Below are 21,298 nucleotides of genomic sequence, written 5' to 3'. Positions count from 1 at the left end.
ATCTATGCGGATTGGTATAAGATTGTTTGCTCTTCAAATTTTAACTTTACTAATTTAATTGAAATAAAAAGGCCGGACTCACGGTCTTTTTGCTATATCGAACTCAGTAAATAACAACTTTATTGAAACTTACTCTTATCATTTACGTAGTGAACAGTATTCAGTTGTCTAGACGACGTTAAAGTAAGTCTGCCATTTTCCAATAGTAAGGTGATGTAAATGCCAAAACCATTTAAACCCTCAGTGAAGTTGAACGAAAGCCATGTGACTGATGAAAGCGTTTATATGAATCGCCGTTCATTGCTCAAATCTATGGGCTTTGTGGGCGCGTCCACACTGTTAGCAAAGTCTGCGGGGGCTGCCGGTTGGTTTTGGGAAGATGAGGAAGAGAAAGCAGCGTTTAAAGGAAAGGCGCTTGAGTTTAGCCAACCACCCAAGTTCCAAATAGCGGAAACCCGTACGCCTGAAGATAAAGTCACCAGTTACAATAATTTTTACGAGTTTGGTACTTCTAAAGACGCACCAGCCCAAAATGCGACTGAATTTCAAACCAACCCGTGGACGTTAAAAATTGATGGCATGGTGAAAAATCCCATTGAGCTTGATCACGATGCCTTAACAAAACGCTTTCCATTAGAAGAGCGTATTTACCGTTTGCGCTGCGTTGAAGCATGGTCAATGGTAGTGCCATGGATTGGGTTTGAATTGGGTGCTTTACTCAAACAAGCTGACCCGTTGATGTCGGCTAAATATGTAGCGTTTGAAACCCTATACGATCCAAAACAAATGCCTGGCCAGCGAAGTCGCTTTACCGGTGGCGGTATTGATTACCCTTACGTGGAAGGTTTGCGACTTGATGAAGCCATGCACCCGTTAACGCTCATGTCGGTTGGTCTTTACGGGAAAACTTTGCCACCTCAAAATGGCGCCCCCATTAGGCTTGTTGTACCTTGGAAATATGGCTTCAAGAGCATTAAGTCTGTTGTGAGAATTCGACTTACCGACAAGAAGCCTCCTACCACATGGAATAGACTAGCCGCCAACGAGTACGGTTTTTACGCCAATGTAAATCCAAACGTATCACATCCACGATGGAGTCAAGCCAGTGAACGTAGAATAACCACGGGCGGGCTTCTCGCAAGAAATCGTATCGACACCCAAATGTTCAACGGCTACAGCGAAGTTGCGCCGCTTTATAAAGATATGGACTTAGCGCGTTATTATTAACTTTGCTGTAGCTAGACAATAAACTCATCAATTTGCACGGGCATGTGTGCTGAATTAGCGTTGTTTTTACGACATGCCTGCCGTGACACTAGTAGGTTTCATCATTAATGACATGTAGAAAAAAGCCCTTTCGACTTACCCTCTGGCAGCGTCGCGGGCTAAAGGCCTTTATTCACATATTTGCTCTGGGTTACATCACATGGCTGTTTTTCGCAGGCGTTACCGACCAGCTTGGTCCAGATCCTGTCAACACGCTTATGAACGAAACGGGAACCTGGGCAATTCACTTTCTGTTGCTAACACTTACCCTAAGCCCACTTGCAAAATGGCTCCCAAGCCCTGAACCGATGCATTTCAGGCGCATGATTGGGGTTTACACCTTTGTGTACGCCTTTGCACACCTTTTCACATATGTATTCTTTGAATTACAGCTTGATATGGCGTTAGTCGCTAGCGAGCTAGTAAGTAGACCCTACATAATCGTTGGCATGGTAGCGTTACTTCTTCTTTTTGCACTCACCGCTACGTCGTTTAAGCGTATACAGCGCATCATGGGAAGAAAGTGGCAAAAGCTTCACAACAGCATTTACCTGATACTGCCCCTCGCACTTCTTCATTTTAGCTGGTCGCAGAAAACGTTTTGGCAAGAGCCAGTTTGGTATTGGGTGTTGGGATTGCTTCTAATGAGCCCAAGAATGAAGCATTGGTATGTTACGTACCAAAAAAAAAGCCAAAAGAAGTCTAAAGACAAAAGCGCGGTGGCGAGAGAACATTAAAGCCGCAAAACTTATTAAACAAGCACATAAAGCAGCGCAGCATAGCGTGCTGTTTTACTTATGGTCACGGCGAGCATAAAGAACCATAGTGGGCTTCTGAGTACACCCGCTACAAGCGTAATCGGATCACCAATAATAGGTACCCAGCACAAAAACAAGCTCCATTTCCCCCACTTTGTAAAAATATCACTTGCGCGTTTAAACGCCGCATCGCTTACTTTTAACTTTTGCGTCGCAATTTCTTTTCCGAACCTAAAACCCAAGACATAATTAACCACCGAGCCAAGTACATTTCCGACAGAAGCTATAATGAGCAGCAACGGGCCATTTAAGCCACTACTGTATAAAGCGCTCAGGACAACCTCAGAACTAAAAGGCAAAATAGTGGCAGCTAAGAATGCCGACAAGAACATGCCTACATAGCCTAAATGTATTAACGCGCTCAATTCTCCTCCAATTCTATACAGAAGTTTTCTATGTGAAATTCGCGCGCATATTACCTCAACACGCGTCTGAATGCTTCCTTTAGAATACGGCACAACGAAAAAACCATTATCTTTTAGATAGTTACTGAAAAACGACCAATTTGTGTGAAAAAAGTACAACTAAATGCTTGCCAAACCGCCCTTTTATTAATACTGTATACACATACACACTGTATATGCGAACAGTATTTATAAACAACGGTATTTCTTAAGTCTTCTTCATAAGCTTGAGGGCAAATACACAAGGGGTTTTACAATGAACACATCTTCAGTTTCACGATTCAATGCTTTGCGCGCTTCGGTTTCAAATGTAGTTCAACTTCCTTTACCTATTGAAGGGTTTCCTGGCGAAAAACAAGGTAATGGAAAAGGAAGTAACGACAAAGGTTGGAATTATCTGCTTTCAAACACGGTATCGTTTTCGAAAACCGTAGATCACGCTATTCGTATTCAAAAGCCTGAAAAAGAAAAAATGCCAGAATGGATCAGCAAACTTATTACTGGTGGACAGTGTAAAACCCTGTATGTAGAAAACATCGACTTGGATCTTCAGCCAACAGACAGTGAAATGATCAGAAAACTTTGCAAGCTTTACTCAGTAAGCTTGGTTAATGTACGTGTTGACAGTTTTAACGACGAAAAGAATGTTGCATTAGGCCCGTGGTAAGAGTTGCCTTATTAATGCCTAGTTACGCTAAGTAATAAATTAGCGTTTATATTCTCTCACTTCTTAGGCACGGATTGCCTGAACTCGATTAATACACCAATTATTTACTCTCAAAAAAGTTGGGGCTTACGTAACTTATTATTATACTGTGGCGCTTTGTTATTCTCTTAAGCTGTGAGTCTTCCTATGCGCTGTTACTGTTGCTCGTCAAAATCTTTCAAAGAATGCTGCGAGCCTTTTATCAAAGGTGAAGCATTACCTCATTCTGCAGAGCAACTTATGCGTTCACGCTTTTCGGCCTATGCTACAGCACATTATCACTATATTTTAGACACCTACACCAAAGAAAAGCAGCAGGCTCTCTCTGTAGAGGAATTGGCCAGTAGCGCACAAGGTGCTAAGTGGTTCGCGCTGAAAGTTCACCCCACTCTTGCGGCTAGCTCCGTAGATAGCACCGTTAATAGCTTGGTAAATAAACCTGTAAATAATTCGATAAGCAACTCGGTGTACGCTAACACTAATGTTGAGGCGGCTGACGCTGAGCAAAACTCCAAGCCTAATCTCAATGACAACAAAACGGTTGTCGAATTCACTGCTTACTATTTTGAAAATAAAAGCATGTATCAGCTTCACGAAACATCAAACTTCATTGTCGAAGATGGTAAATGGCGTTATCACGATGGTGAACTTCACGAAGACTGCGGCAAAATTAAGTATGGAAGGAACCTTCCTTGTGTTTGCGGTAGCAATAAGAAATTTAAACAGTGCTGTGCTCTTAAAAACCGCTGATAAACCAACACTTCAAAATTTATTACTAAAACAATTGCTAACAATGATGCGTTGTGCGAAGGCAGCGACTTAATAGCTATGCTAGACGAGCGCGCCGGCTTTTATACGCTGTCAGTTCAAAAACAAGAGTATCAAGACTTTCAAATGGAAAGCTTAGGCATTGGTAGAGACCTATGCCATGTATTAACCAGAGAGCTTAATGTAGAGTTAATACCTGAATAGCTTTGGCAGTTTAACGTACTCAAAAAAGCCTGAATATTATTGTATTCAGGCTTTTTTTACGCTGGCGTATTATCCAAATTAACGTAGAGACTTAGCTAGCGAGCTACGTTACGGAACAAGCACCATCTTACCTTTAACCTCGCGGTTCATAACTTTAGCCATGGCCTTCGTTGCTTGTTCGAGCGGCAGCGCTTCATCTACCACAACCTTAACTTTGCCTTGCACGTACCACGTTAAAAGCTCTTGCATGTTTTCAGCAAAGCCTTTCGGATCGTGCTGAGTAAATGAGCCCCAAAATACGCCCATAACCGAGTAGCCTTTTACCAGCGCTAGATTAACTGGGAATTTCGGGATCTCACCGCCTGCAAAGCCAACAACAAGCAAACGCCCTTCCCAAGCCATACTTCGACTGCATGCGTGGAAGGTATCGCCGCCAACACATTCGTAGACAACGTCTACGCCTTTGCCACCCGTCACTTCTTTAAGTGTTTCCTTTAAATCTTTCTCTTTATAATTAATTAGAACATCAGCACCATACTCTTTAGCGAGCGCTAACTTTTCTTCTGTTGAGCATACCGCAATAACTTTGGCGCCCATGATCTTGCCTATTTGCACTGCAGCCAGGCCTGTACCGCCAGCCGCACCAGTAACAACCAGCGTTTCACCTGCTTGCAGCTTCGCCCGTTGTTTTAATGCGTGATGAGCAGTCGCATGCGCAGTTACAAGGGCTGCGCCTTCGTTAACATGAATGGGATCGGGCAGCGGCATTACATGAGTGGCTGGGATTAATGCTTTTTCTGCATAACCACCTAAATTCGACAACGCGATAACACGTTGGCCTTCTTTTAAGTGACTCACGCCTTCACCCACCTGAGCAATGGTACCAGCGACTTCGTTACCAGGAATAAACGGAAAGTCTGGCTGCATTTGATACAGTCCTTGCACCAACAGCCCATCTGGAAAGTTGACCCCTGCAGCTTCAACGTTTACTACCACATGGCCTTTTTTTACTTCTGGATCTGCCACATCTTTAAATTGAAGATCGTCAAGCGGCCCAAAAGATTCGCATACAATTGCTTTCATACTGTCTCCAGTTAATTTGTTCGACCTGCACGCTTCATATAGCATGGCAGGTCATTAAATACGTTATATGGCGTTTATTCGCTTTGGTGTATAGTTTGGTTCGCAATTTGCGCCAAAGGACGCACCATCGCGCCTAATTGCATGGCCTTCTCGCTTGACGCGTTGCCATCGTGGGCGCGCTTTACAACACCTTGTAAAATAGCGGCTAAACGGAAAAAACTAAATGCGAGGTAGAACGTCCAGTTACTTATGGCATCAATGCCTCTTCGCTCGCAATAAGCCTTGATATATTCTTGTTCGCTCGGAATACCCAACTGCTTTCTGTCAAGCCCGCCTAATCCCGCTGCATGTGCTATATCAGAAGGAAGGCGCAGCTGCATGCATTGATAGGCTAGGTCGGCATAAGGGTGTCCCAGGGTTGAGAGCTCCCAGTCTAATACAGCAACCACTTGCGGTTTGTCGGTATCAGACATATCAAACATCATGTTGTCTAATCGAAAATCACCATGTACCAACGACACTTGTCCGTCATCCTCTGGCAGGTTTGCTTCGAGGTAGTGGATAAGACTTTCAATTTCTTCAATATGCTCAAGTTCAGATGCCCGATATTGCTTTGTCCAACGGCTTAGCTGACGTTCAAAGTAGCTACCAGGTTTGCCATAATCACTCAACCCGGCGTTTTCAATATCAACACTGTGAAGTGCAGCCAACACGCGATTCATCTCGTCATACATGGCACCGCGGGTATCAGAAGACGCTATTTCAGGTAATGCGCTATTCCAATATATTTCGCCCTCAACAAACGCCATGATGTAAAACATGCTGCCGATAACACTGGTATCTTCACACAAATGATGAGCTTTAGGCACAGGCACCTCAGAGTCTTGTAGCGCGTTGATAACGCGAAACTCTCTGTCTACCGCATGAGCAGACTTTAGTAATTTACCAGGGGGTTGGCGGCGCAAGACGTATACGCCGTTATCTGTGGTGAGCTTAAACGTAGGGTTCGACTGTCCACCCGCGAACTTTTCTGCGCTTTCAACGTGCCCAATGCTGGGGCACGCTGTAGATAGATAGTTGTTTAGCGCCACTAAATCAATTGCATGTGGGGCATTATCTTTTGACACACTCACTCCTTATGCACTTTTTATGCGTTTTTTTCTGCAATCAAATTACGGCCTAACTGCATCATGTGAACTTCGTCAGGACCATCAGCTAACTTAATTGTGCGTGCATAGGCGTACATAGCAGATAACACGAAGTCTTGACTGGTGCCAGCTGCGCCATGCATCTGAATGGCTTGGTCAATGACTTTGCATGCCATACTTGGCGCTACAATTTTGATAGCAGCAATAAGATCGCGAGATATCTTATTGCCATAGCGATCCATCTTGTCAGCGGCTTTCAGCGTAAGTAGACGAGCCTGCTCAATATCACAGTGCATCTGGGCAATATTTTCCCTAATTGACTGCTGCTTTGACAAAGGCTTTCCGAATGCTACGCGCTGTTCAACTCGCTCGCATGCCATATCAAGCGCGCGCTGTGCACATCCAATAAGGCGCATGCAGTGGTGAATTCGACCCGGTCCTAAACGCCCTTGCGCAATTTCGAAACCACGACCTTCACCTAGCAATAAGTTCTCAGCTGGAACACGTACATCTTCAAACAAGACCTCCGCATGACCCACCGGCTCATCGTAATAACCCATCGCCGCCATGGGGCGAACAATAGTTACGCCTTTTGTATCCATTGGGACCAAGATTTGCGACTGCTGCTGGTGACGAGGTGCATCGAAATCCGTTTTACCCATCACCACCATAATTTTGCAGTTTTCGTTCATGGCACCGCTGGTATACCACTTACGACCATTAATAACGTACTCGTCACCATCGCGCTTAATTGAGGTTTCAATGTTAGTCGCATCACTCGAAGCTACCGCAGGCTCAGTCATTGCGAACGCTGAGCGAATTTCACCGTTAAGTAACGGCTCTAGCCACTGCTTTTTATGCGCTTCATTGCCATACTTAGCGAGCACTTCCATATTGCCGGTATCAGGCGCACTACAGTTAAAAATCTCAGCACTAAACAACACACGGCCCATTTCTTCGCACAGCGGCGCATACTCGGCATTTGTCAGGCCTGCACCATAGGGCTTATACTCTTCTGGCAAAAACAGGTTCCAAAGGCCCGCATCTTTGGCTCGTTGCTTAAGCGTTTGCATCATTTCAGGCGTTTTCCAACGACCTTCACCGTTGTTCGCAGAACCACCTTCTACGGCGTGAATATATTCCTTTTCAATTGGATACACTTCTTCTTTCATAAACGCTTTTAGCTTTTCTAAAAGTGCTTGGGTCTTTTCATTATATTCAAAGTTCATAATTGCCCCATTTAGCTGTAGGTAATGGCGTGCAACCTGTCAATCACATCCAGGTGAGGTACGCTGTTGAAGTTATTTAAGTGAACGCCCCGCGAATTAGCGAAGCATTGTGAAAAACTGGCGTTGCGTATTTGCAAGTTCATATTGATAACCGTGGCGGCATCATAGCCAAGAATGTGTTTAAGCATCATCGCGATAGCACCTCCAGAACTAACCACCAGTACCCGTTTAGCATCAAGTTTTTGAAGGTGAGTAAGCATTGAATAAACGCGTTCTTCAAACTCGCTCCATGTTTCATCGAGAAGATCATGCGCTAATTCGTCTTGCGACCACGCAAGCATGGCCTTTTTAAGCAGTCGATAATACTCGGCAGGTGATGCGCCCTCTGGCACTTTCGCGTCTGGGTAGCGTGATAAATACGCTTTCGCTACGGCTTGAAAATTGAATTCGTTCAAGGCGCTGTTAACTGTGACGTCAGGAAGAGAATATCCATTTGTAGAAATACCTTCGGCAATGCCATCTTTGGTTTCATGATGCCGCACCATATCACCAGAGAAAACCGCATCGAACTGAATATTGCGATGTTTAAAATAATCACCAAGCCAGATGGCTTGCTGCCCACCCAATTCGCTCAGTTTGTCGTAGTTCGCTTTACCAAAAGACGCTTGGCCATGGCGTACTAGATAGATGTCTGTCATACCGCTGCCTGATGTTATTAATATGTTAACTTGTCAAATCACATACTAAGGAAAACAACGTTATAAGTTTAATTGATATTTTGAATGAGTATGCATCATGTGAAACTATGTAGCTTGATTTCATATCACGGTGCATCGTTTAAACGCCCCCCTTATTAAACGTTGAGACGAAGGTTGTTTTGTTGAGCCTTTAACGAGAAGATTAGGTTGCGTTCGACATTATCGGAAAGAAATAAGACTGAGCTATAGAGGAACATTCAAGCGAGACTTTGCTGCATCGCTTGAAACTCATTGTTAGAGGAACAGTTGCACCAAGAACTGATGCAACACTGAAAGGGTGCGCTTAACATTTTAGGTGCGTAGGCTTCGTATGGAATACTGCGTGGCATTGCGCTATCACAGACAGAGCAATGTGCTCAGGAAGTTCTCCACCAATATCAAATCCTGCGGGGCTGGCAAAATATTGCGTAAAGTTAGTATCGCTAAGCCCAGCTAAATCCATAATTTCTTGCTTGCGATGAAGCGGCCCAAGCATTGCCGTATAAATTAGCGACTGCATACTGAGTAACTGAAGTGCTTTGGCGTCAATCTCGCGGTGATGTGACATAAGCACCGCCGCTTGAATATTATGTTCGTTTAGGTGTAAACGCACCCCCTCAGTGGTCGGGTCGTCGATTAAATAATTAACCTCGGGGAAGTGTTCAACTCTCGCTTGGGCAGGCCGCGGGTCCCAAAGACTAACCAAATAGCCTTGCAAACTGGCAAGCTTCGTCATAAAAGTAGCATCGTAACCACCACCAACAACAAGTATGTGAATGGGCGGTATCATCAAAACAGATAAGCTGCGCTTACCGCCTACGGTCTCCAACACGGCTTTTCTGGGAGAACCCGCATCGGCTTCCATTACCTTACACGCACCTTCTGACCCATCTACCGCAACATTCCACTCGCATACGTGGCCCTTCGATAGATTCTGGCTTACTTCATCCAGAGACAGGTAGTTGTTGTCTTTGTTGACCGGCACTAACGCCAAGTGCACCACGCCACCGCAGCCTACACCCAGCTTAAAAGCGATATCTTCCTCATCTTCATCATCGTAGACAGCAGTGCGGCTAACACCGTCTATCATTACGCGCTGGGCTTTTTTTACAATATCACTTTCTAAGCAACCTCCGCTTAGAATACCTAGTTGATGTCCAGCATCACTGAACAACATCATGGCTCCCGCTTTGCGATAGCAAGAGCCTTCAGTTTTAAAAATGAAACCCAGCACCCACTTATGCTTGTCTTTTAGCGGAAGCCATTGTGCTAGCAAGTGGTTCACGTGATTACTCATAACTACCTCAAACCCCGTTAAACCTGTTTACTGCTGTGTTGCTGCTTGGGTGATAAATGCGGCGAGCGTCGCTGGCTCTTGGGCACCGGCTATTCCTTGGTTACCTATCACGAACGTGGGTACGCTTTGAATACCCCGCTGCATCCAGATCGCTTCCTCTTCGCGTACTGCTTGTGCGTATTTACCGTTTTGAAGTACCTCTTTAACTTCTCCCCCATCAAGACCTATTGCGTCAGCAATCTCGATCAACACTTTTTGATCATTCACATCTTTACCATCAGTGAAATACGCTTTAAACAAGCTCAGTTTCATCTCTTCTTCAAGGCCCTTTTTTGCCGCTAGATGAATAAGTTGATGGGCTTTGAACGTGTTTTGCATACGTGAATCGTCAGTAAAGTTGAACGCAAACCCCAACACCTCGCCCGCTTCAACAAGACGAGCTCGGTTATCAGCGCTTTGCTGTTCGCTAATGCCATACTTTTCCATTATATGCTCGCGCAGATTTTGCCCTTGTTCTGGCATGTTTGGATTCAGCTCGAATGGGTGAAACTTGATATCCACCTCAATATTATCGAGAGTTTTTATCGCTTCTTGTAATCGCTGATACCCAACAATGCACCATGGACACACTACGTCAGATACCATGTTTACCGTTACTTTTTGCATAACAACTCCCCTTTTAGAACCCGTTTATCCGTGTTCTCTTTGTGTTCATTGACTTAAGCCACTTTAGATGAGGTTACAAAAAGAAACTTCAACCCTATATGAAATTAATATACGTATTGGAAAGCTAAGATGATCGAAATCGTGTTAGCGCTGACCGCGCCCAAATACCATAGCCTTTGGAAGATGGATGAAAGCCATCCTCTGCCATCAAGCCGCTTTGTTTTACTTCCTTTGCATTTCCACCTAGCTTTAGTGCACTAACATAAAGCACTTCAGAATTCGGGCAGTTGGCAATACGATCTTCCATCGCTTTATTTAGCAAAAGCGCTCTAAAGCCGAGTAAACTTCTTAAAGGTTGGGGCAAAGCCGGAAACGCATGTATAGGCGGCAATGCAGTAAATAAAATATTTTGGCAGCCAAACTTTTGGCTTAAAAGAGACTCGATTGCCGAGATGTTGTATTGCCAGCGTTTTAACGAAACAAATTTGGTAACATCATTAACCCCAATGGAAATGAGCGTTGTTGAAAAGTGTTGCTTTGGTAATTGTTGTAAAAGGTTGAGTGCGTCTTCACTCTTGTAGCCTGTTTTAGCGTGCAACAAAACACGGGTTGGACCGTGTTGTGAAAGGCTCGAATAAATCAGCCCAGTTAACGCTCCTTCTTGCGTTGCCGCCCCTACACCTGCTGCAGCCGAGTCCCCAATAACTAGTACGTTGATTTTTGGTGCTTCCTTTTCATTTATTGAACAAAGCACCCTGTCTCCGCTAGGCTCTGGCAACACGGCAGTTTTTCTTCGTACCCATAACGCTTGGAAGAAAACGATTGGAAGCAAAAGAATAATTGCGGCGTTTAACCATAAAACTTTGAAGTAGATCAATTTCTTCCCTTACCCAATACGATATGCTCAACGTGTTTCGCTTAATAAGCGCAAAGCCACCTCAATAGGGTATATAAAAAATGAACACCAATGCTGTAAAGCAAAGCCACAACGCATCTACTGTAAAAAAGTATGCCCAGCACGCCCCGCGCTATACATCGTACCCTACGGCTCTTAAATTCGAACCGCTAGAAGAAGATATATACCCACAAGCACTGGCTGTTTCCAAAGCGCCAGCCGTAAGTTTGTACGTACATATCCCTTTTTGCAAAACGCTTTGTTATTACTGCGGGTGCAACAAATTAGTCACTCGCCACAGTGAAAAAGCCGACGACTACTTAGACTACCTAGAGAAAGAAATTTTGTCTAAGCGTTATTTAGCAGAGGGCAAGCGCGTGGTTTCGCTTCACTTAGGGGGTGGTTCACCCAGTTTTCTGAGCGAAATACAGCACACATTTTTGATTTATCTTTTAAAGAAGCATTTTACGTTTGAACTAGGTGCGGAGCTGTCTATTGAGCTAGACCCTAGAAACGTGGACAGTGCCTATTTAAAGTGCCTTAGACGCTTAGGTTACACCCGCATAAGCTTTGGCCTTCAAGACACCGACTACAATGTGCAGAAAATAATAAATAGAGTACAAAGCACGTCACATATTGCTAATTTGGTGTTTGAAGCACGCACGCTAGGCTTCGATTCAGTAAACTTAGATCTCATTTACGGACTGCCGAACCAAACCCTAGAAACGTTTAAATCGACTATAGCTGCAACGAAAGCCATGATGCCCGATCGTATCTCACTTTTTAGTTACGCTCATTTACCTGAACGATTCGCGGCGCAGCGAAAGTTTGCAGAAGAAACACTGCCTACCAGCGAAGAAAAAGCGGCGCTTTATACCCTTGCGGTAAATAGCTTTACTGGCGTGGGATATGAGATGATTGGCCTTGATCATTTTGCCTTAAGCAATGACGCGTTAGCCATTGCCAAAAATAAAGGCGAGCTTCACCGAAATTTTCAAGGCTATACATTGCGAGGCGATACTGACTTAATTGGGGTCGGCGTATCGGCTATCAGTACAATTGGTAATGCCTTTGCACAAAATGCGAAAGATTTAAAAGAGTACTATCAGCGATTGGACAACCATTTGCCTTCAGCCAAAGTTGGGCTTTCACTAACGCAAGACGACCTTATTCGCCGAGACGTGATATCAAGCTTGATGTGCAACTTGTTCGTAGACAAACAGCAGATTTCAGACGAGCATCACATCATCTTTGATGAGTATTTTTCACAGTCGTTGGAAAACTTAGCAGGGCTACATGAAGATGGTCTTGTTGAAATTACGCCTGAGTACATTAGAGTTCCCGAATCAGCTCGAATTTATATACGTGCTATTTGCGCTCGATTCGATGCCTATCTCAACGTGGATGAAAAACTCGTCAACTACTCTAAGGCAATTTAAACCTGGCTATTACCTGCATTCCCGTTTGAAGGTGAAGGCGCGTTAAAGAAAGGTGGCTAATACTGGCATAAAGCGTTTGGTTGGTGTTTATAATGTTAAGCTTTAGCAGCACCTTGGCGCTGTGAGTTTTGCCTTGCTGGGTTTGGACAGTTTGGGGTTCGCTTTCTGTAGTGATTAGCGTTGTAGATACAGGGTTAATGCTCGATATAACGCAGGGCAGCGCATTTAAAATGCTAATTGTACTGGCACTACCAAAATCAGCAATGTTGGTGTCGATACTGACATCACAGGCCTTAACCGCGAAACGGGCAGATAGCTGTTCACTGCCATGTTGGGGGAAATACGATACAGATTCCTCACTTACATAAATCTCGTGCCCCGCTACTAATATCAGCACTATTCCGTTGTCAGCTTGACTTTTGTATTGGCGCAAAATTGCAGAGCCGTATTGACCTTCTTGCCTGTCGCTGTTGGTATCGTGATTGCTACTGGCGTTTTTGTTCTGGTTATTACCGTCGCTTTTGTGTGGCGTGGCTACCGTCTCTCCTTCAAGCACGCTAGAGGGTGTTGTAAAGCTCTCTCGTTCGAACACTCGAGCCAGCACATTGCGCGTTTGGCCACAGAGCTCAGCGCGGCCGCGATCAATGTAAATCAACTCATCGCTGAACAGGGCAAGATCGTCTAGGTCGTGAGAAATCACAAAGCAGGTAAGCTGGCCCGACACACACAAATTTTTCAAAAACTGACAAATCTTACGACGGGTAAAGACATCAATGGCGCTCAACGATTCATCGAGTAATAGCACATCTGGCCCATTGACCAGCGCTCGCGCAATCGCGACTCTCTGCGCTTCACCACCAGATAGTGCATGAATCGGCTTATCGATTAAATGTTCACAATAGCAAGCGCGCAAACACGCATCGATAGGCATTGCAGTAGGGCTTGCGTGACGCTGCGCTAAGGCTAAATTGCCCCGAACATTGGTATGAGGAAACAACATAGGCTGCTGAAAGACGATGCCGACTTTTTGAGACGCCCATGATGTTTCGACCTTTGCGCTTTTTTCCACACCAGCCAGCGCCCGAAATAAGCTGCTTTTTCCCGCACCTGATGGACCGGTAACGCCGATAAAACGGCTTTCTGGTTGCAGTGAGATTTGTGCATCAATGCGATTTGGTAAATGCGCTGATATTCTCATGTTAGCGCCCTTCTTCACTACGAGTAATGCCATTAAAGCGATACAGTGCCGCGAGCATTAGGAATGAAAATACCAAAAGCGCAATAGAGAGGTTATGAGCGCTATCGTATTCCAACGCCTCTACCTGTTCATAGAGCGCTATAGATAGTACTTGGGTTTCCCCAGGAATGTTACCGCCTATCATCAGCACCACGCCAAACTCTCCAATGGTATGGGCAAAGCTTAAGCCTAACGCCACGACAATGGGCGCTTTGCTTAAAGGCAGCACTATTTTCATGAAAGCCTCGGTAGCCGAAAACCCCAGCGTTTTTGCCACATCTAAATAACGATTATCTAATTGAGAGAAGCCGCTGTACAAAGGTTGTAAAGCAAATGGAAGCGAGTAGATTACCGAGCCCAGCACCAAACCTTCGAAGCTAAATGCTAGGTTGCTGCCAGTGAGGCTTTGCCATCCCTGTCCTAACGCACTTTGTGGCGAAAACGCAACAAGCAGATAAAACCCAAGTACTGTTGGGGGTAGCACCAACGGCAACGCGAGTATCGACATAACCAAAGGCTTGGCTTTGCTCTGCCAATTCGCTAAAAACCACGCTAGCGGCAATGCAATGAACAACAGCAAACCGCTGGTGATAAAAGCCAGTTTTAGAGTAACTAATATGGCTTCAAGGGTCGACGCTCCAAAGAAATCACCAAACATATCTATTGACCAACACCAAGTGTATTCACTGGCTCATAACCCCATTCAATTAAGCTGTGCTGAACCCCTTGCGACATCAAATATTGCACAAACAGGCTAGCAGATGGCACGCCATTAGCGTCACTTAAATTGAACTGCTTTAGAGCTTTTTGTTTGTGTTCGTTACCACGCTCTTCTAAAGCCTGTGGTTCACTCGTCGCCATCACATCAAACAGATTTGGCGTAAGAGCTGCCGCTGTTTTGCTGTTAACGACTAACGACTGAATGATGGGTTGGTACAAGATTTCTGGCACAGGACTAATGACCGTCGTGGGGGCGACATTATTTATATCAACGGCACTCGCAAAACTAGAAGGTACGTCGAGAACAAGCGAATACGCGACAAAGGCTCCTTTAACACTACCCGTGGTATAAAACTGAAGGGTTTGTAGGACGTTTTTGCCCATTACTCTGTGTGGCAAAAATGATTGCCATAGAGATAAGTTCTGCAACGTTTGCTGTGCAGCAATGCCATAGGGCGCTAGCTTTGGGTTGGCGATAGCCAATTTGTTTTGTGGATTTCCGATTAACTGAATAAGCTGCTTAGACAAACAGTCAGTACGCTGAACATTTCGTTGTTCTATTGCCTCTCCAATAACATGCTCGCAGCTTGGTGCATCAGACAAGTCGCCAGAATAAACAAACGCCAACTTGCCTTTCGCATAATCCACCACATTGCTTTTATGTACTAGGTTATTCTCCGCCAAGGCTTGTGGCCTAGCGCGATCTGCCGATAAAAACACATCGAACGTCGCACCATGTTGAATTTGCGCATACAAGGTACCGCTAGAAGACACGGTTACCGCTACATCTATGCCTGTGAGCAGGGTGAACTGCTTTGCGATGTTTCTAAGCGGTTTTGCAAAGTTTGCAGCTACAGCCACGTTTATCTTTTCATCCCGCTCAAACGCGTCAGGATGGCTCAGCTCAACGGCATTAGTACCGCTGTTTTCATTTTCAGGCACATACGCTGCCTCAACACTGTCCGCTTGCGCTGCAAAGCTCGTAAAAGCCATGGCTCCTGTAAACAAACTAAGGCTCGTCATAAGGAACATAACAGACTTGAAAAAGCTTGCATGTACCGTTGCGAAAGAAAAAGCCATTACTCTTTATGCATCCACTTGAGTGCAGCTTTATCGTCAGACGCTTTTGCCGCAACCCACTCAGAACTATCGCCCTTGAACTCTTTCTTCCATAGGGGCACAGACTGTTTAAGCATATCCATTAAATAGCTCGCAGCATCAAACGCCGCTTGGCGATGGGGGGCAGCAGCGCCTACCCATACAATTTGCTCATTATTGTATATACGCCCTACTCTGTGCAGCGCGCCAGCACTGTTAAGTGAAAAACGATCAATAGCTTGTTCAACCAACAGCATTAACGCTTTTTCAGTCATGCCCGGATAGTGCTCTAGCTCAATACCGTCTATATCGCCAGCGCTATTAAAATCTCGCACCAGCCCAGTAAAAGTAACGATAGCGCCGGTGTTGCCGCACGCCTTTTCGTCTGCCGACTGCTTTAGCCTTCCGTACAACTCACCTTGGTCGAAGTCTTCAACTTGAACTAGCGCGAACATAGCTATCCCCCGGTCACAGGAGGAAAGAGCGCAAGTTCGTCACCGTCGCTAAGTACAGTTTCAGTATTACAAAGTTCTTGGTTTCGAGCTGTCAGCACACTGCCCTCTAATGCTAACGCCCATTTGTCGCTACGAGTTTTAAGCTGCGATAACACGGTTTCAATGGTGCTGTTGTCGCTTAAATTAAGCGTAATATTGTCTTCGCCCGTAATCTCTCGGGTTTGTGCAAATGTTTTAAGCGTTATACGCATGTTCTGCCTTTTTTATAAGTTCTTAACGACGCCTTGTTCGCGTGTGTTGACTGGTTTGTCTTAATTTTCTGAAAGACGTTAATCCTAAAACAGCTTTTCTATTGGGCACGCGAACACGTATGTACGTTATTTTTAAAGTGCACCTTTCTTCTTGCCCACTAGTTAGCAGACTGCCAATGGCCTGTCTTGCCGCCTTTTTTCTCCAGCACCCGTACTCCTTCCATATGCATGCCAGGGTCGATGGCTTTACACATATCAAATAAGGTTAACAGCGCCACATTTACGCCCGTGAGCGCTTCCATTTCAACACCGGTTTTACCGCTTAGCTTGCAATAGCAGGTGGCTTTAATTCGGTTTTGTTCACTTTGGATTTCAAAGTTTATATCCACCTTCGACAGCGCCAGTGGGTGACAAAGAGGAATAAGATCGGCGCAGCGTTTCGCCCCTTGAATACCCGCTACACGGGCAACCGCAAATACATCACCTTTGGCAATTTTTGCTTCAGAGATTTGGCGAATAACGTCTTCGCTTACGTATAAAAAGCCTTCTGCTGTGGCCTCTCGCTTAGTAACGTCTTTGTCACTGACGTCGACCATATTGGCTTCGCCGCCAGCGTTTAAATGGCTAAATGTACTCATGCTTCCACCAGATGCTTTACAAAATTACACGGTCTGAAGTCAGCATCAAGTTGGCTAGAAATAATCTTTTCCCATGCAGTACGACACGCGCCTGTAGAGCCTGGCAGGCAGAAAATAACCGTATTATTGGCAAAGCCCGCTACTGCGCGAGACTGAATGGTTGATGTACCAATCTCCTCATAGCTAATTTGACGGAATAGCTCACCAAAGCCGTCGACCTCTTTGTCGAACAACACGCTAATGGCCTCTGGCGTTGAGTCGCGGTGGGTAAAACCTGTACCACCGGTAATTAATACCGCGTGAATGTTTTTGTCGGCAATCCATTTCGACACCACGGCGCGCTGCTGATAAATATCGTCTTTCACCAAATCGCGATCGTAAAGGTTATGGCCAACCGAGGTAAGCGCCTCTTTCAAGTAGTCTCCCGACTTGTCGTTTTCGAGGGTGCGCGTATCTGAAATAGTGAGTACGGCTATATTAAGGGGTTGGCTGACAACTGACATATGAAATCCTAATTTGATATGCGACATTTTGGCGGTTTTTGATAAAGTACCAGCCAAAATACTATTTGGTAATCACTTTATAAGGGTGCATGCCATGAATTCAACAACTAAGTTGGCATAAACTATGTCTAAAAGCCTAACTAATCAGCAGGCTATGCGTTATAACCGCCACATTGTGCTTCCCAAAGTGGACCTAGACGGTCAAGAAGCGCTGCTAAACGCCAATATTTGTATCATTGGTATTGGTGGGCTTGGCACCGCGGCCGCCACTAGTCTCTGCGCCAGTGGCGTTGGCTCTCTTACACTTATCGACCACGACACAGTCGAGGCCACTAACCTGCCAAGGCAAACCTTGTTTAGCGAACAAGATGTTGGCACAAGTAAAGTAGAGGCAGCAAAAGCGCGGCTTACTGCCATAAACAGTGACTGCGACGTTACCATTATCGCACAACAGTTTTCGGCGCCCGGCATTAGCCAGCTGTCACCAGCGTTAAAACAGGCCATAGAGCGTGCTGACGTTGTGCTTGATTGCACCGACAATACAGCCTCACGAGATTTAATAAACCTATTGTGTTTTAAACTAAATACTCCGCTAGTATCTGGTGCAGCCATTCGCTTTGAAGGCCAGCTTTTCGTAGCTATACCCGGTGAGAGCCGCTGCTATGCTTGTCTGAGAACGCTATTTGAATCACCCGATTTAAGCTGCGTCGAAGCAGGTATATTCTCGCCTGTAGTGAACATTGTTGGTACTTATCAAGCAATGCTAGCTATGCAAGTATTGATGGATTTCGATAACATCCCTAAAAACACGTTAATGACGTTTGATGCACTGTCGCACGAGTGGCGAAGCTGGAAGTTACCTAAAGGCTTAGATTGCGAGCTATGTGCTTGCTAAGTTTACGTGCTTTTATAGTGTTAATGCTCAAAGCAGTAGTTTTAAGCAACAGACTAAAACAAAGAACAAGACAGAAAATAGGTTGATTTAAATGACAACCCAAGTAGTGAAAAAACACATGGTAGTGGCGCAAAACGCGTCTGGACGCAACATGAACGTGCCAATTTATCGTATGAAGGGCGCGCGCCCCGGCCCCACCGTGTACATTCAAAGCTCTATTCACGGTGCTGAAGTGCAAGGGAACGTGGTTATTTACCATCTCATTCAGCGCTTAAAAGATATGGATATTTGCGGCGAAATTATCCTAGTACCCAACTGTAATCCCATTGGAACTAATATTAAAGCCGGTGAGTACACGTTAGGCCGGTTCGACCCTGTCAACGGCACAAACTGGAATCGCGGCTATTTCTTTGACAAGGGCGCGGTTGAGCACTTCGCCAAGACCGTCACCCGCGAAGAGTCAATTGAAGGCATAAAACAACGTTTTCGTGCTCACCTGTCTAACGCTATCGACAACAAACTGGCTGAACCATGGGGCCTAGGACTAGCGCAGCAGTTGAACCTAAAGCTACAGCAAATGGCGGTGAACGCCGATTTCGTGTTAGATCTCCACAACGGCCCGGTGTCTACCCGCCACGTTTATATTCCCGAATACGCCAAAGACAGCGCCAAGCTATTTAACATTCCTCACTGTATTTTTATTCCAAACGTATTTGCTGGGGCATTAGACGAAGCGACATTTTGCCCGTGGTGGACCTTGCAAGAAAGCATAAAAACGAATTTAGCGCGTGAGATTAGCTTTAACGTTGAAGCCTTTACGCTTGAAATGGGTAGCCAAGAAGTGATCGATTTTAACGAAGGTAATATAGACGCCACCAGTATTCTTAGCTACTTGAACGCCAAAGGCGTACTGCACGAATGCGATATTAAACCGAAAGCAATGCAGCGTTTAGGTGTGTATTTAAAAGACTACAAGACCCTATACACCAACTGGGGCGGCATGGTGGAATACATGGCAAAACCCGGCCAAACCGTGAAAAAAGGCGAACCGCTGGCGCAAATTTTAAATATCGACGACCTAGATACCGACAACGGCAGCAGGACGCTAGAAGCCCCTTGCGATTTAATTCCCATCCTGCACTTCCCTTCTGCTTCGGTATTAAGTGGAACACAGTTATATAAAGTGTTTACTAACTATAGGGAGTTGTAGGTTTTTATGTGCCAGTAAAAACGTTTACTCAACGCGTATAACTAGAAAGGTAACAAAAACCTGATAGTACGCGTTGAGATTACACACGCGTTTCGAAGAAGCAATTTTAGAGGCGACGAACGCCAAAATACAAAAACACCAGCCTTCGATTAGAAACCTGACAGACTGTCGCATCAGAACAAGACTGATCATCTTAGTTGGTGGTGTTAGTAAGTAAATAAACAGTGCCGAACTGTTGAAAGCATTCCAAAATGAATTTTTTGCAAACATATTTGCAGGCGCGGTAGGCGAAGCGATATTTAGCTCGCGTTGAATACTTTCATACAATAAAGGATATTTCTCTTTAGCTACAAACACTTTATTCATTTTTGACTGTTTTAAATTAATTAGTCTAAGCTAAACAAAAATGCACAGAATCCTAAACGAAGCCAAGGACGCAAACTAATGTGGTTTAATAAAAAGCCTGTAGCGACGAATTCAAACACTGAGATGGAGAATCTCAAAAAGGAAAACGAAAGGCTGCAAGGGCAGCTCTTGCAAATGGAGTCTCGTTTACACCTGTCTTATGAAGAAGCTGAAGAACTCGCCAGAAAAGTTAATGTCGAACGAACCATTGTAAAAAACTTTTTTCACTCGCTTGATTCATTAGATTTGGTGAGGCATGACGTGGCTCATTCTGCGACTCAACTGCACGCAGAAAAAATTCGTTTAGACAATGTGCTTGAAGATATTAGTGGCACTAGTACAGCCCTTTCAAACTGTGTTGAAGTGCTTAATGCAATGACGGGAAATTCAGACGCTATCAATGGTTCAATTGAGTCGCTTGCACAATCCAGTAAAGATATTGAGTCGTTTATAGGGCAAATACAGAGTATCTCAGAACAAACAAACCTTTTAGCGTTAAACGCAGCCATTGAGGCAGCTAGAGCTGGGGAGCAAGGGCGAGGTTTTGCTGTAGTCGCGGATGAAGTTAGAACGCTTGCTAGTCGTTCGTCTGAAGCGTCGTCTAAAATTTCAGATTTGACGGTAAAAGCTTCTGAAAGGACAGACAGTACTTATCATCAAATCAAGGAAAGTACACGACAAACCTTGCAAGTAGCCAGTTCTGCATCGCAAATAAGCGCATCCCTTGATAACGTTGCCCATATTGCTGAAGACATGGCTAATGTTATTTCTCTTTCTAGCGTCAGTACTTTTATCCAGACCGTTAAATTAGATCATCTGGTTTGGAAGGTTGAAGTGTATCGAACTATCCGGGGAGAAAGTAAAAAGACAAAAGATGATTTTGCAGACCATCACCAGTGTCGATTGGGTAAGTGGTATTATGAAGGAGATGGTAAAAAACATTACAGTCATTACACGGAGTATTCACATTTAGAGGGGCCCCATGCATTAGTCCACCAGTCAGGCATTGCGGCTCTAAATGCACATGAAAACGGGGATGGAACAACGTTAATCACGCACCTAAACAAAATGGAAGAAGCCAGCGCTCGAGTTTTTGACTTCTTAAATAAATTAGAAAACAAAGTGAAAAACGAGATGGGGCATTAAAAATACTTTCGCAAAGCTTGTAAACCTATGGACAAAAACAGAGCTGCAAGCGCAACTCTTGGCTCTGTAACTGATAAGAG

Annotated in this window: 24 protein-coding genes; 9 read left to right on the top strand and 15 right to left on the bottom strand. The window is 44.8% G+C overall.

Annotated features, from left to right (window positions below):
• Positions 1-219 precede the first annotated feature (219 nt).
• Together msrP and GVO62_RS03165 are read left to right on the top strand one after the other, a co-directional pair.
• Entirely contained in the window at positions 220-1,227 is a 1,008-nt protein-coding gene (msrP, locus tag GVO62_RS03170; RefSeq protein ID WP_159117705.1) for a protein-methionine-sulfoxide reductase catalytic subunit MsrP, read from the top strand.
• A gap of 107 nt (positions 1,228-1,334) precedes the next feature.
• Positions 1,335-2,003 (top strand): sulfite oxidase heme-binding subunit YedZ, encoded by a 669-nt coding sequence (locus tag GVO62_RS03165; RefSeq protein WP_159117704.1) that lies wholly within the window; start codon positions 1,335-1,337, stop codon positions 2,001-2,003.
• A gap of 14 nt (positions 2,004-2,017) precedes the next feature.
• On the opposite strand, the gene GVO62_RS03160 is transcribed toward GVO62_RS03165, so the two are convergent.
• Positions 2,018-2,416: a YqaA family protein gene (locus GVO62_RS03160; RefSeq protein ID WP_159117707.1), complete on the bottom strand. Its 399-nt coding sequence runs from the start codon at positions 2,414-2,416 to the stop codon at positions 2,018-2,020.
• A 328-nt stretch (positions 2,417-2,744) separates the two neighbouring features.
• Between GVO62_RS03160 and GVO62_RS03155 the strand changes: the two genes are divergently transcribed.
• From GVO62_RS03155 to GVO62_RS03145, 3 genes are all read left to right on the top strand, one after another.
• Complete coding sequence (locus GVO62_RS03155) at positions 2,745-3,155, top strand: deoxyguanosinetriphosphate triphosphohydrolase (RefSeq protein ID WP_159117703.1); 411 nt, start codon at positions 2,745-2,747, stop codon at positions 3,153-3,155.
• A gap of 186 nt (positions 3,156-3,341) precedes the next feature.
• Positions 3,342-3,944, top strand: coding sequence for a YchJ family protein (locus GVO62_RS03150; protein WP_159117702.1), 603 nt, complete (start codon positions 3,342-3,344; stop codon positions 3,942-3,944).
• A gap of 78 nt (positions 3,945-4,022) precedes the next feature.
• On the top strand, positions 4,023-4,166 hold the full coding sequence (locus tag GVO62_RS03145; RefSeq protein WP_159117701.1) for a hypothetical protein: 144 nt from the start codon (positions 4,023-4,025) through the stop codon (positions 4,164-4,166).
• 108 nt (positions 4,167-4,274) lie between these two features.
• On the opposite strand, the gene GVO62_RS03140 is transcribed toward GVO62_RS03145, so the two are convergent.
• The 7 genes from GVO62_RS03140 to GVO62_RS03110 all read right to left on the bottom strand — a co-directional run bounded on the left by GVO62_RS03140 (position 4,275) and on the right by GVO62_RS03110 (position 11,203).
• The gene (locus GVO62_RS03140) at positions 4,275-5,249 is read right to left on the bottom strand and encodes an NADPH:quinone oxidoreductase family protein (RefSeq protein ID WP_159117700.1); all 975 of its coding nucleotides are present in this window, start codon (positions 5,247-5,249) and stop codon (positions 4,275-4,277) included.
• A gap of 74 nt (positions 5,250-5,323) precedes the next feature.
• Positions 5,324-6,376, bottom strand: coding sequence for a phosphotransferase family protein (locus GVO62_RS03135; protein WP_159117699.1), 1,053 nt, complete (start codon positions 6,374-6,376; stop codon positions 5,324-5,326).
• 20 nt (positions 6,377-6,396) lie between these two features.
• Positions 6,397-7,626: an acyl-CoA dehydrogenase family protein gene (locus GVO62_RS03130; protein WP_105930104.1), complete on the bottom strand. Its 1,230-nt coding sequence runs from the start codon at positions 7,624-7,626 to the stop codon at positions 6,397-6,399.
• A gap of 11 nt (positions 7,627-7,637) precedes the next feature.
• Positions 7,638-8,324 (bottom strand): histidine phosphatase family protein, encoded by a 687-nt coding sequence (locus GVO62_RS03125; RefSeq protein WP_159117698.1) that lies wholly within the window; start codon positions 8,322-8,324, stop codon positions 7,638-7,640.
• Positions 8,325-8,667: 343 nt separating this feature from the next.
• Complete coding sequence (locus tag GVO62_RS03120; RefSeq protein WP_159117697.1) at positions 8,668-9,660, bottom strand: XdhC family protein; 993 nt, start codon at positions 9,658-9,660, stop codon at positions 8,668-8,670.
• Between the two features lie 27 nt (positions 9,661-9,687).
• Complete coding sequence (locus GVO62_RS03115) at positions 9,688-10,326, bottom strand: DsbA family oxidoreductase (RefSeq protein WP_159117696.1); 639 nt, start codon at positions 10,324-10,326, stop codon at positions 9,688-9,690.
• A 124-nt stretch (positions 10,327-10,450) separates the two neighbouring features.
• On the bottom strand, positions 10,451-11,203 hold the full coding sequence (locus GVO62_RS03110) for an SGNH/GDSL hydrolase family protein (RefSeq protein WP_159117695.1): 753 nt from the start codon (positions 11,201-11,203) through the stop codon (positions 10,451-10,453).
• Between the two features lie 80 nt (positions 11,204-11,283).
• Between GVO62_RS03110 and hemN the strand changes: the two genes are divergently transcribed.
• Complete coding sequence (gene hemN, locus GVO62_RS03105; RefSeq protein WP_159117694.1) at positions 11,284-12,660, top strand: oxygen-independent coproporphyrinogen III oxidase; 1,377 nt, start codon at positions 11,284-11,286, stop codon at positions 12,658-12,660.
• Here the strand turns inward: hemN and GVO62_RS03100 are convergent.
• The 7 genes from GVO62_RS03100 to moaB all read right to left on the bottom strand — a co-directional run bounded on the left by GVO62_RS03100 (position 12,647) and on the right by moaB (position 17,562).
• A complete protein-coding gene (locus GVO62_RS03100) occupies positions 12,647-13,858 on the bottom strand; it encodes an ATP-binding cassette domain-containing protein (protein WP_159117693.1) in 1,212 nt (403 codons plus the stop codon). The genes hemN and GVO62_RS03100 overlap by 14 nt on opposite strands.
• Before the next feature lies 1 nt (position 13,859).
• Positions 13,860-14,555: a molybdate ABC transporter permease subunit gene (gene modB / locus GVO62_RS03095; protein ID WP_159117692.1), complete on the bottom strand. Its 696-nt coding sequence runs from the start codon at positions 14,553-14,555 to the stop codon at positions 13,860-13,862.
• 2 nt (positions 14,556-14,557) lie between these two features.
• The gene (modA, locus tag GVO62_RS03090; protein ID WP_159117691.1) at positions 14,558-15,697 is read right to left on the bottom strand and encodes a molybdate ABC transporter substrate-binding protein; all 1,140 of its coding nucleotides are present in this window, start codon (positions 15,695-15,697) and stop codon (positions 14,558-14,560) included.
• A complete protein-coding gene (locus GVO62_RS03085) occupies positions 15,697-16,170 on the bottom strand; it encodes a molybdenum cofactor biosynthesis protein MoaE (RefSeq protein ID WP_159117690.1) in 474 nt (157 codons plus the stop codon). Before GVO62_RS03085 ends, modA begins: the two co-directional genes overlap by 1 nt.
• A 2-nt stretch (positions 16,171-16,172) precedes the next feature.
• On the bottom strand, positions 16,173-16,421 hold the full coding sequence (locus tag GVO62_RS03080) for a MoaD/ThiS family protein (RefSeq protein WP_159117689.1): 249 nt from the start codon (positions 16,419-16,421) through the stop codon (positions 16,173-16,175).
• Between the two features lie 158 nt (positions 16,422-16,579).
• Entirely contained in the window at positions 16,580-17,059 is a 480-nt protein-coding gene (moaC, locus tag GVO62_RS03075; protein WP_159117688.1) for a cyclic pyranopterin monophosphate synthase MoaC, read from the bottom strand.
• Positions 17,056-17,562 (bottom strand): molybdenum cofactor biosynthesis protein B, encoded by a 507-nt coding sequence (gene moaB / locus GVO62_RS03070; protein WP_014949775.1) that lies wholly within the window; start codon positions 17,560-17,562, stop codon positions 17,056-17,058. The genes moaC and moaB overlap by 4 nt, the downstream gene beginning before the upstream one ends.
• 124 nt (positions 17,563-17,686) lie before the next feature.
• Here moaB and GVO62_RS03065 point away from each other — a divergent pair, with 124 nt between their 5' ends.
• The 3 genes from GVO62_RS03065 (at position 17,687) to GVO62_RS19635 (ending at position 21,218) form a co-directional block, all read left to right on the top strand.
• Complete coding sequence (locus GVO62_RS03065) at positions 17,687-18,457, top strand: HesA/MoeB/ThiF family protein (RefSeq protein ID WP_159117687.1); 771 nt, start codon at positions 17,687-17,689, stop codon at positions 18,455-18,457.
• Between the two features lie 91 nt (positions 18,458-18,548).
• On the top strand, positions 18,549-19,667 hold the full coding sequence (locus GVO62_RS03060) for a succinylglutamate desuccinylase/aspartoacylase domain-containing protein (RefSeq protein ID WP_159117686.1): 1,119 nt from the start codon (positions 18,549-18,551) through the stop codon (positions 19,665-19,667).
• Positions 19,668-20,111: 444 nt separating this feature from the next.
• The gene (locus GVO62_RS19635; RefSeq protein ID WP_159117685.1) at positions 20,112-21,218 is read left to right on the top strand and encodes a methyl-accepting chemotaxis protein; all 1,107 of its coding nucleotides are present in this window, start codon (positions 20,112-20,114) and stop codon (positions 21,216-21,218) included.
• Positions 21,219-21,298 lie beyond the last annotated feature (80 nt).

The organism is Alteromonas sp. KUL150 (genome assembly GCF_009811475.1).
In the GTDB taxonomy this organism is placed as follows: Bacteria; Pseudomonadota; Gammaproteobacteria; order Enterobacterales; family Alteromonadaceae; genus Alteromonas; species Alteromonas gracilis.
Note: the sequence above shows the minus strand (reverse complement) of the source record. Positions and strands in the feature narration are given on the sequence as shown.

Excerpts from the sequence above, each read along its gene's own strand:
- msrP (WP_159117705.1), top strand. The coding sequence starts at position 220 with ATGCCAAAACCATTTAAACCCTCAGTGAAGTTGAACGAAAGCCATGTG.
- GVO62_RS03165 (WP_159117704.1), top strand. The coding sequence starts at position 1,335 with ATGACATGTAGAAAAAAGCCCTTTCGACTTACCCTCTGGCAGCGTCGC.
- GVO62_RS03160 (WP_159117707.1), bottom strand. The coding sequence starts at position 2,416 with ATGTTCTTGTCGGCATTCTTAGCTGCCACTATTTTGCCTTTTAGTTCT.
- GVO62_RS03155 (WP_159117703.1), top strand. The coding sequence starts at position 2,745 with ATGAACACATCTTCAGTTTCACGATTCAATGCTTTGCGCGCTTCGGTT.
- GVO62_RS03150 (WP_159117702.1), top strand. The coding sequence starts at position 3,342 with ATGCGCTGTTACTGTTGCTCGTCAAAATCTTTCAAAGAATGCTGCGAG.
- GVO62_RS03145 (WP_159117701.1), top strand. The coding sequence starts at position 4,023 with ATGCTAGACGAGCGCGCCGGCTTTTATACGCTGTCAGTTCAAAAACAA.
- GVO62_RS03140 (WP_159117700.1), bottom strand. The coding sequence starts at position 5,249 with ATGAAAGCAATTGTATGCGAATCTTTTGGGCCGCTTGACGATCTTCAA.
- GVO62_RS03130 (WP_105930104.1), bottom strand. The coding sequence starts at position 7,626 with ATGAACTTTGAATATAATGAAAAGACCCAAGCACTTTTAGAAAAGCTA.
- GVO62_RS03125 (WP_159117698.1), bottom strand. The coding sequence starts at position 8,324 with ATGACAGACATCTATCTAGTACGCCATGGCCAAGCGTCTTTTGGTAAA.
- GVO62_RS03120 (WP_159117697.1), bottom strand. The coding sequence starts at position 9,660 with ATGAGTAATCACGTGAACCACTTGCTAGCACAATGGCTTCCGCTAAAA.
- GVO62_RS03115 (WP_159117696.1), bottom strand. The coding sequence starts at position 10,326 with ATGCAAAAAGTAACGGTAAACATGGTATCTGACGTAGTGTGTCCATGG.
- hemN (WP_159117694.1), top strand. The coding sequence starts at position 11,284 with ATGAACACCAATGCTGTAAAGCAAAGCCACAACGCATCTACTGTAAAA.
- GVO62_RS03100 (WP_159117693.1), bottom strand. The coding sequence starts at position 13,858 with ATGAGAATATCAGCGCATTTACCAAATCGCATTGATGCACAAATCTCA.
- modB (WP_159117692.1), bottom strand. The coding sequence starts at position 14,555 with ATGTTTGGTGATTTCTTTGGAGCGTCGACCCTTGAAGCCATATTAGTT.
- modA (WP_159117691.1), bottom strand. The coding sequence starts at position 15,697 with ATGGCTTTTTCTTTCGCAACGGTACATGCAAGCTTTTTCAAGTCTGTT.
- GVO62_RS03085 (WP_159117690.1), bottom strand. The coding sequence starts at position 16,170 with ATGTTCGCGCTAGTTCAAGTTGAAGACTTCGACCAAGGTGAGTTGTAC.
- GVO62_RS03080 (WP_159117689.1), bottom strand. The coding sequence starts at position 16,421 with ATGCGTATAACGCTTAAAACATTTGCACAAACCCGAGAGATTACGGGC.
- moaC (WP_159117688.1), bottom strand. The coding sequence starts at position 17,059 with ATGAGTACATTTAGCCATTTAAACGCTGGCGGCGAAGCCAATATGGTC.
- moaB (WP_014949775.1), bottom strand. The coding sequence starts at position 17,562 with ATGTCAGTTGTCAGCCAACCCCTTAATATAGCCGTACTCACTATTTCA.
- GVO62_RS03065 (WP_159117687.1), top strand. The coding sequence starts at position 17,687 with ATGTCTAAAAGCCTAACTAATCAGCAGGCTATGCGTTATAACCGCCAC.
- GVO62_RS03060 (WP_159117686.1), top strand. The coding sequence starts at position 18,549 with ATGACAACCCAAGTAGTGAAAAAACACATGGTAGTGGCGCAAAACGCG.
- GVO62_RS19635 (WP_159117685.1), top strand. The coding sequence starts at position 20,112 with ATGTGGTTTAATAAAAAGCCTGTAGCGACGAATTCAAACACTGAGATG.